At 33.0% G+C, this 13,808-nt stretch carries 15 protein-coding genes; 8 read left to right on the forward strand and 7 right to left on the reverse strand.

The window, feature by feature from the left end:
- Window positions 1-32: 32 nt before the first annotated feature.
- The 5 genes from ACKX2A_RS01460 to aroB all read right to left on the reverse strand — a co-directional run bounded on the left by ACKX2A_RS01460 (window position 33) and on the right by aroB (window position 5,137).
- Window positions 33-761 (reverse strand): porin family protein, encoded by a 729-nt coding sequence (locus tag ACKX2A_RS01460; protein WP_415327243.1) that lies wholly within the window; start codon window positions 759-761, stop codon window positions 33-35.
- Between the two features lie 263 nt (window positions 762-1,024).
- A complete protein-coding gene (locus ACKX2A_RS01465; RefSeq protein ID WP_415327244.1) occupies window positions 1,025-1,693 on the reverse strand; it encodes a porin family protein in 669 nt (222 codons plus the stop codon).
- A gap of 642 nt (window positions 1,694-2,335) precedes the next feature.
- Window positions 2,336-2,917 (reverse strand): porin family protein, encoded by a 582-nt coding sequence (locus tag ACKX2A_RS01470; protein WP_415327245.1) that lies wholly within the window; start codon window positions 2,915-2,917, stop codon window positions 2,336-2,338.
- 236 nt (window positions 2,918-3,153) lie between these two features.
- Window positions 3,154-3,813, reverse strand: a complete 660-nt coding sequence (locus tag ACKX2A_RS01475; protein WP_415327246.1) for a porin family protein — start codon at window positions 3,811-3,813, stop codon at window positions 3,154-3,156.
- Window positions 3,814-4,084: 271 nt separating this feature from the next.
- Entirely contained in the window at window positions 4,085-5,137 is a 1,053-nt protein-coding gene (gene aroB / locus ACKX2A_RS01480; RefSeq protein WP_415327247.1) for a 3-dehydroquinate synthase, read from the reverse strand.
- Window positions 5,138-5,240: 103 nt separating this feature from the next.
- On the opposite strand from aroB, the gene ACKX2A_RS01485 reads away from it, so the two are divergent.
- The gene (locus tag ACKX2A_RS01485) at window positions 5,241-6,389 is read left to right on the forward strand and encodes a pseudouridine synthase (RefSeq protein ID WP_415327248.1); all 1,149 of its coding nucleotides are present in this window, start codon (window positions 5,241-5,243) and stop codon (window positions 6,387-6,389) included.
- A 196-nt stretch (window positions 6,390-6,585) separates the two neighbouring features.
- Here ACKX2A_RS01485 and pncA read toward each other — a convergent pair whose 3' ends face one another.
- Entirely contained in the window at window positions 6,586-7,191 is a 606-nt protein-coding gene (gene pncA / locus ACKX2A_RS01490) for a bifunctional nicotinamidase/pyrazinamidase (RefSeq protein WP_415327249.1), read from the reverse strand.
- A 192-nt stretch (window positions 7,192-7,383) separates the two neighbouring features.
- On the opposite strand from pncA, the gene ACKX2A_RS01495 reads away from it, so the two are divergent.
- From ACKX2A_RS01495 to ACKX2A_RS01515, 5 genes are all read left to right on the forward strand, one after another.
- Window positions 7,384-8,526, forward strand: coding sequence for a DEAD/DEAH box helicase (locus tag ACKX2A_RS01495; RefSeq protein ID WP_415327250.1), 1,143 nt, complete (start codon window positions 7,384-7,386; stop codon window positions 8,524-8,526).
- A 426-nt stretch (window positions 8,527-8,952) separates the two neighbouring features.
- Window positions 8,953-9,489 (forward strand): YfiT family bacillithiol transferase, encoded by a 537-nt coding sequence (locus ACKX2A_RS01500; RefSeq protein ID WP_415327251.1) that lies wholly within the window; start codon window positions 8,953-8,955, stop codon window positions 9,487-9,489.
- 89 nt (window positions 9,490-9,578) lie between these two features.
- Window positions 9,579-9,944 carry a DUF1569 domain-containing protein gene (locus tag ACKX2A_RS01505; protein ID WP_415327252.1) on the forward strand — a complete coding sequence of 122 codons (366 nt, stop codon included), beginning with the start codon at window positions 9,579-9,581 and terminating at the stop codon, window positions 9,942-9,944.
- Window positions 9,941-10,321: a bacillithiol system redox-active protein YtxJ gene (gene ytxJ, locus ACKX2A_RS01510; RefSeq protein WP_415327253.1), complete on the forward strand. Its 381-nt coding sequence runs from the start codon at window positions 9,941-9,943 to the stop codon at window positions 10,319-10,321. The genes ACKX2A_RS01505 and ytxJ overlap by 4 nt, the downstream gene beginning before the upstream one ends.
- On the forward strand, window positions 10,321-10,917 hold the full coding sequence (locus tag ACKX2A_RS01515) for a Crp/Fnr family transcriptional regulator (protein WP_415327254.1): 597 nt from the start codon (window positions 10,321-10,323) through the stop codon (window positions 10,915-10,917). The genes ytxJ and ACKX2A_RS01515 overlap by 1 nt, the downstream gene beginning before the upstream one ends.
- Before the next feature lie 180 nt (window positions 10,918-11,097).
- Here ACKX2A_RS01515 and ACKX2A_RS01520 read toward each other — a convergent pair whose 3' ends face one another.
- Window positions 11,098-12,522: a PLP-dependent aminotransferase family protein gene (locus ACKX2A_RS01520; protein ID WP_415327255.1), complete on the reverse strand. Its 1,425-nt coding sequence runs from the start codon at window positions 12,520-12,522 to the stop codon at window positions 11,098-11,100.
- 94 nt (window positions 12,523-12,616) lie between these two features.
- Here ACKX2A_RS01520 and ACKX2A_RS01525 point away from each other — a divergent pair, with 94 nt between their 5' ends.
- Together ACKX2A_RS01525 and ACKX2A_RS01530 are read left to right on the forward strand one after the other, a co-directional pair.
- Complete coding sequence (locus ACKX2A_RS01525) at window positions 12,617-13,501, forward strand: DMT family transporter (RefSeq protein ID WP_415327256.1); 885 nt, start codon at window positions 12,617-12,619, stop codon at window positions 13,499-13,501.
- Between the two features lie 89 nt (window positions 13,502-13,590).
- Window positions 13,591-13,800, forward strand: a complete 210-nt coding sequence (locus ACKX2A_RS01530) for a hypothetical protein (RefSeq protein WP_415327257.1) — start codon at window positions 13,591-13,593, stop codon at window positions 13,798-13,800.
- The last annotated feature ends 8 nt before the right edge of the window (window positions 13,801-13,808 follow it).

The raw sequence follows: 13,808 nt of genomic DNA on the forward strand, positions 1-13,808 counted from the left end.
AAAATTAAATTGGTTATGTATATGAAGTATTTTTAAAACTTGTAGTTTAATCCTAATTGGAAAACTCTGTTTGTATTGATATCTTTATTCGCATCTGCAAGTCCCGAGTTATTTGCAATGTGAGTTAAGCTGTTTACATATCTAGCATTGATACCCAAATTCTTTGTAAAATAATATCCTAAACCAAGACCAAATCCTACATTAAACTTCTTAATATCATCTTTATCGATGCTTTGTGAATAAGAGGCAGTCTGTGTAGTTGTTGTACTTCCTGATGTTGTAGTGATCGTAGTTTCACCCTTATTTTTACCATTTAAGAAATAGCTGAATTCAGGACCTGCTTCAATGTAGAAATTATCTACAGGTTTCATTTGAAGCATTAACGGTACAGAAATATAATTCAGATATGTTGTGTAATCATTTTTAGTTTTGATATCAGAACTAGCGCCCGTAACTTCTTTAATATTTAAAACTTGTTTTGAACCCAATTGATTATATAAAACTTCTGGCTGAATGGCAAATTTTTTAGATAAAGGAATGTTTACAAATGCACCAGCATTGAAACCGATTTTCTGATTTTTCGCGCTTAGTTGTTGCTCGCTAAACTGAGAGGCATTTGCTCCTCCTTTAATACCAAATGTTACAGGATCTTTCTCTTTAAGTGTTGTAGTAACTGTTGTTACCGTTTTTGTTTCTTTAGTTTCCTGAGCAAAAGATAGAGTACCGGCAACTAATGCCAATCCTAGAAATAACTTATTCATAATCTTGTTTTTTTATTTTATTATTTGTATTTGCCTAATCGTTTAATCAGACTTGGGTTATTTTGCAAATTGTTTGCCAAAAAAAATAAAAGGTTTTAAAAATTGTTAAATTGGATATATTTGAACATTTATTTAAAACAGTATTTTATTATTTGACTAAATATTTTTTAATTTAATCAACCTTAATAATTAAAAAAATTAACTTATAAGCCTGATCATCGCAAAAAATAATTTTAACATTATTTTTTTAAAAAAAATAATCATTAAAATTTATACATCACTCCAAATTGAAAAACATTGTTTTTGATTGCATTAGAATGATGTAACGGATTTTGTTTCATAACATCGCTTAAACCTGCAACATATCTTGCATTAATACCAAATTTTGGCGTGATATAATATCCGGCTCCTACACCAAAACCTAAATTCACCCCTTGAAAATTCTTTCTTTCAACAGGACTTTTAAAATCTTCAGTAGATGTAGACGTAGAATTTCCAGATGTTGTTATAATTTCAGAAGTTCCTCTTACTCTTTCTGAAAATAAAATCCCAACCTCAGGTCCAGCTTCTACGTAAAGATTAGGAAGCATGTTGTATTGAAACATCAATGGAATTGTGATATAATCTAGTTTTATAGAATAATTACTGAATGATTTTACATTAATATCGTCTGCTGCATATACATCTGAACTTTTTTCTTTTTCTCCATAAGTAGAGTACAATAATTCCGGTTGAAAACTAAATTTTTCAGCAAAAGGAAAATTACCAAAAACTCCTGCATGAAGGGCATTTCTAGGTGATTCATCAATTGTTTCGGTATTGCTGATTCTGGAAACATTTAATCCGGCTTTAATACCAAATCTTATTTGAGAATTCTGGGCAAATGTAAATACCCCGACAAAAAGAGCAGAGCTTAAAAGCATTTTTTTCATAATGTGTTTTTTATATGTTTGTTTTTGTTTTTCTTGTTTTGTTTAGAAAAGCTAGGCATAGAAATATATGCTGACTTTTTTGAAATCAATTTATATCAGAAGAAATTTTTCTATTTGAATTTATATGCTAAGCCTCCTTGGAATGTTCTCCAACATATATTAAAATGAAGCTAAGGTATATGGGGGGTTTACTGATTTTTAAAAAATCAATAATTATTTAAGAGGATTAGACTCAATATTTTAAAATCACAGATTATAAAATATAAATTTAGAATATTTGAATAGGTAAAAGGTTTCCAACTTTTGCTGGTAAGTAAGTGAATGTTTCATTTGTGTGTTTGTTTTTACTTTTTAAGATATCGAAAAATCGATGAAAATCTAATTTCAAAATATGTGCCAAAAATCAATTAAAAAAGATAAAAACTTGTATTTTTTTTCAATATAAATGAAAATTTATTAAATTTTGTTGGTTATTATTAATGATTTAATAACTAAAAATGGAATATTTATTTGTTATTTCAAACTTTAACAATAATGAATTATATACTAAAATTAATTTTACAAATAATTTTATCTTTAAATATAAAATAGCCGGACTTACAAAATAAACCCGGCTGTTTTTATAAAATATAAATTGTTTTTCTAGAACTTGTAAGCAACTCCCACTTGAAATAAGCTGTTTCTAATGGCATCTCCTGGATTGTTTTCTGCAATATCAACAACTCCGGCAACAAATCTAGCTGTAAGACCAAAATTCTGAGCAAAGTAATAACCAGCTCCCAATCCTAAACCAAAATCAAATCCTTTAAAAAGATTATCCACGTCTACAGATCCGCCATCACCTTTTACTTTTTTATTAACTGCAAAACTGAATTGTGGACCTGCTTCCAAATATAGTTCAGGAAGAACATTATATTGAACCATCACAGGAACTGAAATATAATCTAAATTTAATCTAACGTCCGAAAGGTGTTTATACTTGGCACCAGCTCCATTATATAAAACTTCAGGCTGAATGCTGAAAGAGCTTGCTATCGGAATGTTTGCAAAGAAACCGCCATAAATCCCGGCTTTACCTTTAAAATCATTATCATTAATTGAGGCAACGTTAAGACCAGCCTTAATACCGAATCTTACTGGTGAAGAAGTAGATGCCTTCGCTTTTTCCTGAGCGAATGTAAGAGAACTTGCTGCAATGGCAAATCCTAAGAATAGTTTTTTCATAGCTATTGTTTTTAAGTGTTTATTAATAAATAGTATATTCTTTGGATTTCGAGCAAATTTCTTGCCAATTTTTATTAATTAATTTAGGAATTGTCAAAAAAATAGTTTTAAATTAATCAAAAAACTAATGATACCACAGGAATGATGATTTTTCTAAAATAAAAAAGTCAGACTTAAAAATATTAAGTCTGACTTTTATTGAAATCAAAATTTGTTATTTCTAACTTATTCTTTATTTAAAATTTAAATGCTAAACCAACTTGGAAATTGTTGTTTCTTACTGCATCGCCATTATTATTTTTATAAATATCTGTTGTTCCTGCAACATATCTTGCTGTAATTCCGATATTGTCCGTGAAATAGTATCCCGCACCAATACCAATACCAAAATTGAATTTGTTGAATGCATCTTTATTTAAATCATAAGATTCCGCACCAGTTGTACTTCCATTCTTAGTGTTTTTATACTTATCTCTCGCATCAACCATAAAACTGAATTCAGGACCTGCTTCAAGATAGAAATTTGGAACTAAATTATATTGGAACATCAACGGAATTGAAATATAATCTAAATGTCTTGCATATTCTGCTGTATAATTGTTACCTCCGATATTAACATCTGTAAGAGTTACTTTTGATCCAAGATTGTTATACAAAACCTCTGGTTGGATACTGAATGAACTTGCTACCGGAATGTTCGCAAATACACCACCATTGAAACCGATTTTAGATTTTGAATCATCTAATCCAGCATCGTTTGAAAGTGAAGAAACGTTCATCCCACCTTTAATACCGAATCTTACTGGAGATGTTGAAGTTGATGGAGTATTACCTGTTGTCTGAGCAAATGCAAATGATCCTGCAGTTATTGCTATTCCTAAGATTAACTTTTTCATAACTTTAATTTTTAATAATTTACTTTTTCTAATTTTAAATTTTACTACTTGTCAATTTTACTGTTTGACGAGGAGTATCTTTCAAATTGTTTGCCAAAATTGAAAATCATGATAAAAGTCAATAAAAAATCCGCTCAGTAATAAAGCGGATTTTTAATTTATTTAATTGTAAATCAGTTCAATAATCATTTTTAAATGATTGTTTGGAAATTTTTAAAGTTTTTCTAAACTATTGATAAAAAATCATATTCCTGAGATGTAAAATTTTAATTTAAAGTTTAACATCAATTAATTTTCTATAGAAATTAAGGGATTCTGTAATATTTTTTTTGCTGCATTGATAGTCAAATGTACATTCTCCAATTCCTGAAAGCAAGGAAAAATTAATTTTACTGTCTGCATTTTTTTTATCATTCAATAATAATGAAAAAATATCTTCATCCTTAAAATCGCTGATATCAAGGTAAGGATAGTATCTCTGTACGTTTTCTATAATGATATTGGCTGTTTCTTCAGAAATCAGATCTTCCAGAAAAGCAAGATGAGCTTCGCAAATCATTCCCATTGCAACCGCTTCCCCATGAAGAATAGGATTTCCCTGCTCCAGGCAAAGACTTTCAATGGCATGACCGATAGTATGACCGAAATTTAAAGTTTTTCTGATATTTTTTTCATGAAAATCCTGATCCACAACATTTTGTTTAATATCCATCGAAGTTTGAATATGAGGAATTACAGATTCTACATCCAGCTTGTGTATCTGAATTAAGCTGTTCCAGTGTTCTTTGTTGGCAATTAATCCATGTTTCAGCATTTCTGCAAAACCGCTTCTTAATTCTTTAAAAGGAAGAGTTTCTAAAAATTTAGGATAAACAAAAATCTTTTCTGGGAACGTAAAAGTTCCTACCATATTTTTATAATGCATTAAATCGATTCCCGTTTTACCACCAATAGAAGCATCACACATCGATAAAAGGGTCGTCGGAATATTTATAAATTGGATACCTCTTTTATAAGTTGAAGCCACAAAACCTCCCATATCCGTAATCACGCCGCCTCCCAAATTGATAATCAATGCTTTTCTGTCTGCCTGCATTTCAGTTAAGATTTCCCAAAGCTGATTGGCTGTCTGAATATTTTTCATTTCTTCTCCTGCTTCAATCTCCAGAATTTCGAAGCCAAGATCGGTTTCCATATTTCCTAAAAGGGTTGGAAGACAATATTCATGTGTATTTTCATCAACCAAAATAAAGATTTTGCTGAAAGATTTTTCGTGTAAAAAGTTGTTTAATTGAGAAAAATTATCGTCTACTATTGTTATCATTTTCCGTTTTTCTATAAAGTTAAGACTAAAACTATATTGCAAAGTTATGATTCTTAATTTTTAACTCGTCATTAAATTAACTATCTTTGCACAAATATTTAGCATGAGCAGAGACAATAATTCAGGAAGACCCAAAAAACCAAGAAGTTCAACAAGAAATAATGCTGACAGTTCTCGTGCTTCAAAATCTGGAAATTCCGGAGCTAAACCTTTCAAAAAGTCTTTTCCTAAAGCGGGAGAAAGAAATTCCGATTCCAGAAAGAGCACTGGTACAAGTTATCAGGACAGAATGGATAAGAAGTTTGGAAAAACTGAACAAACAGACTTTGTTACCAATTCGAGTGAAGAGAGAAAAACTTTCGCAAAATCTGCACCTAAAAGAGGTGGAAGCAGACCGAATACTTTTGATACCAGAGATAAATATGAAAGAGGTAGCTTAAAATACGGCAGAAGACCTGGAAGCGGAGATGATAGAAATCAGGACGGTGCAAAATCTTTCGTACAAAAAAGAAGACTGAATAAAATAGAAAAAGATATCCATAAAGATACAATTCGTCTTAATAAATATATTGCTAATTCAGGGATTTGCAGCAGAAGAGAAGCGGATGAATTAATCACTCAGGGCCTTGTAGAAGTTAATGGAAAAGTGGTTACGGAAATGGGTTATCAGGTTCAAAAAACGGATAAAGTAATTTTTGACGGACAAAATATTACTCCAGAAAAACCTGTTTACGTTCTATTAAACAAACCAAAAGGTTATATTTCTACTACAAAAGACGATAAAGCTAGAAAAACGGTGATGGATTTGGTGGCAAATGCTTCTCCATACAGAGTTTTTCCGGTTGGAAGACTGGATCGTTCTACGACCGGTGTTATTTTGCTGACCAACGACGGACACATGACGAAGAAATTGACGCACCCGTCTTTTGATGCAAAAAAAATCTACCACGTAACATTGGATAAAAAACTAACTCATGAAGACATGAAGTTAATTGCAGAAGGAATTCGTCTGGATGAAGGAGTTGCAGTTGTAGATCAGATTTCTTTCATTGAAGGAAAACCTAAAAATGAAGTAGGTATCGAAATCCACATCGGATGGAACCGTGTTATCAGAAGAATTTTCCAAAGACTTGGATATGAAGTGGAGGCGCTTGACAGAGTAATGTTTGCAGGGCTGACGAAGAAAAACATCAAAAGAGGACACTGGAGAATTCTTACAGAACAGGAAGTGAATAATCTTAAAATGCTTTAAAAAGTTATAAGTTTTGAATTATTAGTTATGAGTTTTGATAATTCTTAATTTAAAATTTTTCTTAAATACTTTTAAGTTAAAAAAATAAAAAAGACGCTGAATTTTTCAGCGTCTTTTTTTGCATTTTCTTTTCTGTTATTATTTTAATATGAGAGAAACTTATAACTCATAATTTATAATTCATAACTCGAAAAAACTACCCGAGAACAGTCACACCCTTTTGGATCATCTCATAAATTGCATCTCTTCCGTTATCCGGCTTCACATTTACAGCACGGGTTCCGTTGAAATGCAGACATGTCACATATCCATTCGCAACGGCGTCTGTACAAGTGAATTTCACACAATAATCCATCGCAAGACCGACAATTTCTACTAATTGAATATCATGATATTTTAAAAAATCATCAAGACCTGTTTTCATGAAATGGTTGTTGTCCTGAAAACCGCTGTACGCATCAATCTCAGTGTTTTTTCCTTTTTGTATGATGTGAGTCACTTTATCTCTGTTCAGATCTTTGTGAAACTCTGCTCCAAAAGTTCCTTCAATACAGTGATCTGGCCACATAAACTGAGGAACACCATTTAAAATAATACTTTCACCTACTTTTCTGCCATTATTGCTGGCAAAACTTTTATGATTGGCAGGATGATAATCCTGAGTTAAAACTATTTGATCGTACTCGTTTTCCTCCATCAGAGCATTGATATAAGGAATCACTTCATTTGCTCCCGGAACAGCCAATGCGCCACCTTCACAAAAATCATTCTGTACATCTACGATTATTAATGCTTTTTTCATATTTAAAATTCTCGAATTTTTGATAAATCTACGAAAAACAATGATTCAAAAATTTATCCAAAAAAGAATAATCGGACAAATCGGCATTTCGTTGAATGTTTTTGACAGACGTTTGAATGATTCGTTGGTAATCGCAAAGAAGCACAAAAACCAAATTCTAAAAACTTATCTTTGCAGGAAATTAAATTTTTTATGTCATTTGAGTCTTTAGGATTATCACACAATATTATTCGATCTGTTAATAAATTAGGGTATTTGAAGCCATTTCCGATTCAGGAGCAGGCTGTTCCAGTTATTTTGCAGGGAAAAGATCTGATGGGAATTGCGCAGACAGGTTCTGGGAAAACAGCTTGTTTTGTAATGCCTATTTTAGAAAAATTACAAAATACTGAGGTTAAAAAAGACCGTAATGTTCAGGTTTTAATATTGGTTCCGACTCATGAACTTGCTATTCAGATTGATGAAGTTTTCAGAGCTTTTACAGACAATTTGAAGCGTGAAGTTCGTACAATGGCAGTTTATGGTGGAGTTTCCATTAATCCTCAAATGAAAGGAATGTTTGGGGTTGAGGTACTCATCGCAACTCCGGGACGTTTATTGGATTTAATTGATCATAACGCGCTGAGCATTTCAGGAATTCAGCATTTGGTGATCGATGAAGCGGATAAAATGTTTCAGCTGGGATTTGGTGAAGAAATGAATAAATTATTCGCAATGATGCCTGTTGCGAAACAAACCACATTATTTTCTGCGACTCTAAACGATAAAGTTTCTGAAATGAAGGAACGTTTATCCATCAATCCTGTGATGGTTGAGATTAAAAAAGAGGAGGTTGAAATCGATAATATCGAACAGTTGGCTTATCATGTTGCTCCTGAAAACAAGGGTCCTTTTTTGCGGTATTTAATTAAAGAAAAAAAGGTAGAAAAAGCCTTGATTTTTGTTTCTTCAACGAGATCTGCAGATAATTTGGTTGAAAAACTTAAAAAGAATAAAATAAAAGCAGTCGCGATTCATAGTCAGAAATCGCAGGGAGCGCGTCGAAATAATTTAGAGGAATTTAAATCAAACGGTGCTCAGATTTTGGTCGCTACGGATTTGATCGGTCGTGGAATTCATATCGATTTTTTACCGTGTGTTATCAATTATGAATTGCCAAGATCGCCTTTGGATTATATTCACAGAATTGGTAGAACGGGTCGTGCAAACGAGAAAGGAACTGCCATTTCTATTCTTACAGATGATGAATTGCAGCATTTCAGAGTGATTCAGAAAAAAATGGGGAAGAAGGTGACTTTGCAAAGAACAGGAGATATTGATTTGCATGGATACTAATAAATTGTTCTAAAACCAATAAATCAACAAAAATTCTTTTTGTATAATTTTCACAAAGTTTGTCATTCGTAGGAATCTAGACATAGTATTAGAAAATATTATGGAAATATTCAAGTCAAGATCCTTTCAGGATGACAAACTTTGATCGTATTTTTTCTAATGCCTAAATGGTTGACTTCCGCCATAGCCCCGATTGAAACGACATCCTTTTTGGTTGCGGCGGAGAGAAGCGGAGCCGTAACCAAAAAGATACAGTGGAAAGCGGGATAAAGCTTCTAATAAACTAAAAAGCATAAAGATTTATTTTTCATTTTATTAAACATAATCATATTTAAATTGCAGATTTTTTAAATAAATTTACAAAAGGCAAAATCATTGAAATTTGTCTTGAATAAAACTAAATTATTTAAAATTAAAACTATTAAAATGAGCACTTTAGAGAAAAAGAAATTTCCTATTGGTCAGTTTGAAGAACCTGAAAATATCTGCGATATAAAACTAGATGAATATATTAAAGTCATTAAAGATTTTCCCGGAAAACTAAAAAATCTGATTGAGCATTTTTCAGACGACCAATTGGATACGCAATACAGAGAAGGCGGTTGGACGGTGAGACAGGTTGTAAATCATCTTGCAGATAGTCATATTAATAGTTTTATGCGTCTCAAACTAGCTCTGACAGAAGAAAATCCTACCATAAGACCTTACGACGAAGCAAAATGGGCGGAACTTCAAGACAGTGTAAGTATGCCGATAAAACCTGCGATGAGGATGATAAAAGGAACTCATCAAAGATGGACTGTTCTGCTGAAAAGCATGACCAATAAACAGTTCGAAAGAACTTTTCATCACCCTGAGCAGAATAAAAATTATGATCTGAGAACTTACCTTGCCCATTACGCGTGGCACTGTAATCACCATTTTGCTCATATTGAAAACTTGAAGATAGAAAAAGGTTGGTAAGAAAAAGTCTTCATAATCGAGTTTATTTTGAGGAAATTGTAAATAGAATTTCCAGTTTAAACGAAAATTCTCAAAGAAAATGGGGAAAAATGAATGCTTCACAAATGATGAAGCATTGTAATTTTGTCTTACAAGTTCCGCTGAAAAAGATTGAACTTCCGAATGTTAATGCCTTTTTTGAAGCAATCGGTATTGTTACAAAAATAGAAATGCAGATTTTTAATAACGGAATTCCCCGAAATATGCCTACTTTTCAAAAACTTATCATTAATTTTGAATGTGATTTTGATGAAGAAAAACAAAGTCTTTTGAGAACACTTGATGAATACTGGCAGAATTTTCAAAATAAAAGCCTACCTGAGCATCATGTTCTGTTTGGAAAAATGGGAAAAAAAGACTGGGGTTTTCTGGAATACAAGCATCTTAATCATCATCTAAAACAATTTAACGTATGAGTTTTTTTGATAAAATATTTGGCGGAAAAGAACAGCCTTCGGAAGACAAAAAATCTTTCTGGAAAAAGATAGAATCTGAGCAGGATTTGGCTAATGCTTTAGAAAAATCTTTTGAAAACAGAATTGCAATCTTCAAGCATTCAACAAGTTGTTTTATCAGCAAAACGGTATTGAGAAATTTTGAAAAAGAAATAGAAAGCTCAAATCAGAAAGCAGATTTATATTACCTGGATTTGCTGGCTTACAGACCGATCTCCAACAAGATTGCAGAAGATCTGGATGTCACGCATCAAAGCCCGCAATTAATCGTAATAGAGAACGGAAAAGCCATCAACAACGCTTCGCATCAGGATATATCCGCAGACCAACTTATATAATGAAGAATATTAATAATTATTTAGCAAAAGTTTTAAGCGTTCCCGTAGAAAAGGTGAACATGTGCAGTCTGCACTATGAAGTAAAAAAAATACCGAAAAATCAGTTTATTTTACAATATGGTGAAGTCTGCAGGCACATTTATTTTGTGGAAAAAGGACTTTTGAAAATGTATTCTATCGACAAAAACGGAAAGGAACATATCATTCAGTTTGCGCCGGAAAGTTGGCTGATTTCCGACAGAAGCAGTCTTTATTTCAACGAAAAATCGATCTATTATATTGAAGCTGTTGAAGATTCGGAAGTACTGTTATTACACCCTGATTTTATCAGCAAATTGGTTGGTGAATTTCCGAACAGTCTTGAAAAAAGCGATATTTTGGTTCAGAAACATATTAAAAGTTTACAAGACAGGATCAATTCTTTGCTAGGAGAAACGGCAGAAGAACGATACATGAAATTCATCAAAATGTATCCCGATTTGTTGTTAAGAGTTCCACAATGGATGATTGCCTCTTATTTAGGAATCACTCCTGAAAGCTTGAGCCGTGTGAGAAAGGAACTGGCTAGGAAAAATTTCGTCCCGGATAATAAGTAGGTGGGAAGACTTGAAGCTGGGTACTGTACGTTTAAAGCTACTCTTATTTTTCTTTAAATAAATTAAACATAAAGTTTATCATTCCTTAAGAATCTAGGCATAATTTTAATAATAATTGCTAATATTCTTATAGAATGACAGACTTTGTTTTTGAAACTTGCATATTTCCTCGAGCTTCGATTATCCTTTTCTAAAAACTTGCTTCGCCAAACTCCCCACTTGTCTAAGCTTCACCTGTGTTTCTTCTGACCATGGTAAGCCAATACAAAATCGCATACAATTCTCAAACTGATCTTGCAATGTAAACATTCTTCCCGGTGCGAGACTTATATTTTCTTTGATGGCTAAATCATACAATTCCGTTGTTTTAATCTTTTTATCAAATTCAACCCAAAGAGACAATCCTCCCTGTGGGCGACTGGTTTTGGTACCTTCCGGAAAAGATTCTGCAATAGTCTGAACGTAGTTCTGATAATTATTTTGAAGCGCTTTTCTCATTTGCTGAAGATGTTTTTCATATTTTCCGGATTTGAGAAAATTAGCAACAGCTTCATTTACAATAGATATCGAAGAAGTCGAGTGGAGTAGTTTTAATTTTAAAATTTTATCCTTATACTTTCCTGGCGCGATCCAGCCGACACGATAGCCCGGAGCCAATGTTTTTGAAATCGAACTGCAATACAAAACATTTACTTCTTTATCAAAAGATTTGCAGCATTTTGGACGGTTTGAGCCAAAATAAAGATCACCATAAACATCATCTTCAATTAAAGGTATATTGTTTTCTGAAAGTAATTTTACGACTTCTTTTTTATTCTCATCGGACATTAAGCTTCCCAAAGGCGCATTAAAATTAGGAATCAATAGACAAATATTAATTTTTGGAATCACTTTTTTCAAAGCTTCAATTTCAATTCCTGTCGTAGGGTGAGTCGGAAGCTCCAAAACCCTTAAACCTAAACCATTTGCCAATTGCAAAATTCCCGGATAACACGGACTTTCAATAGCAATTGTATCGCCAGGTTTTCCTAAAGCCATTAAGCAGAATGATAGCGCATTCATACCGCCATTTGTTGTAATTAAATCATTTTCATGAAAGTTTCCACCCCATTGTAGCGATTTCATGGCAATCATTCTGCGAAGTTTCACATTTCCCTGCAATTCTTCATATTCGGTTCCTCCTTCTCTTAGAGTTCGGGTTGCATTGATGATTTCTTTTTTCAATTTAGCCTGTGGAAGCAAATCTCCCGACGGAATTCCGATTGAAAAGATCGTCATATCTTTTTTGCCTATATTTTCATAAACTTTGCTGATGAGTTCATCGGGTTCGTCATTATTGGCAATCAAAGAGGGGCGACTCACTTCCGGAAGAGGAAGTTCAACAGAAAGAATATTGCTTACAAAATAACCCGATTGAGGCTTAGAATCAACCAAAGATTGTGATTCCAGCTCAAGAAAAACACGTTTTGCGGTGTTCATACTTATTTGATGATCTTGGCATAATTTCCTTACAGAAGGCAGTTTATCTCCTGATTTTAAAATTCCGTTTCTTATCTGCGAAGCAATTTCGTTGGCGATTTCTGTGTATAAATATTCTTTATTCATTTTTAAAACTGTGCTCATGCAAATATACAAAACTGAGACTGTGTTTATTTTTTTAACCTTAATAATTTTGAAGCATTAAATAAGATTAAAAAAAATGACAACACATACAATTTCAAAAGATCAGTCGGTGAGTGGGTGGATCAACGGTTTTATCGGAGTTTTGCTTTTCAGTGCGGGAATGCCTGCAACAAAATTAGCCGTAATGGAAATGACGCCGCTTTTTGTAACAATTGCAAGAGCAGGAATTGCTGGAGTTTTAGCACTTTCTGTTTTATTGATTTATAAAGAAAAACGCCCTACGAAAAATCAGATTTTTCCATTAATTTTAGTTTCGATTGGTTGTGTTGTTGGATTTCCTTTACTTTCGGCGATGGCATTGCAATATTTAACTTCGGCACATTCAATTGTATTTTTAGGGATGCTGCCATTGATGACCGCTTTATTTGGAGTCTTTCGCGGAGGAGAAAAACCACATCCGATATTTTGGGTTTTCTCAGTCATTGGAAGTTCACTAGTTATAGGTTATGCCATTGCACAAGGAATTTCGGCTTCTCCTATTGGCGATATTTTGATGTTATTAGCAGTAATTCTTTGCGGAATGGGATATGCGGAAGGTGCAAAATTATCGAAAACATTGGGAGGTTGGCAAGTTATTTCCTGGGCTTTGATTTTGGCATTACCATTAATGTTACCATTATTTTTTATCTATTTTCCTGAAAATGTAGAAATAATTTCCTTTCAGAGTTGGTTTGGGTTAGGATACATTTCTCTGTTCAGTATGTTTATTGGTTTTATATTTTGGTATAAAGGTTTGGCGCAGGGCGGAATTACCACGGTCGGACAACTACAGCTTTTACAGCCGTTTTTCGGATTGGCTTTGGCAGCATATGTACTTCATGAGCAGGTAAGCATCGGAATGTTGGGTGTAACAGTTGGTGTAATTCTCTGTGTTGCAGGAACTAAAAAATTCGCTAAATGAGGACTTATTTTGTTAATATGATCCAAGTCATAAATTTTATAATAATAAATCTCTAGCTTTGATTCTCACACCACTTAAAATATAAAATTATGAAATTTGTCTTATCACTGGCTCTACTAGGAGTCGTAGCTTTGAGTTGCAACAAAAAAACAGAAACATCAACTACTACAACAGACTCCACGGTCGTTACCACAGACAGCGTAACAACGGTTACTCCTGCTCCGTCAGACACTATTCCAGCTGTAGATACCACTTCTGCAGTACGAACGGACACGATGAAAACAGCCGTCAAGAAATAAAATTTTGC

Source organism: Chryseobacterium sp. MMS23-Vi53, assembly GCF_047651245.1.
Classification (GTDB): Bacteria; Bacteroidota; Bacteroidia; order Flavobacteriales; family Weeksellaceae; genus Chryseobacterium.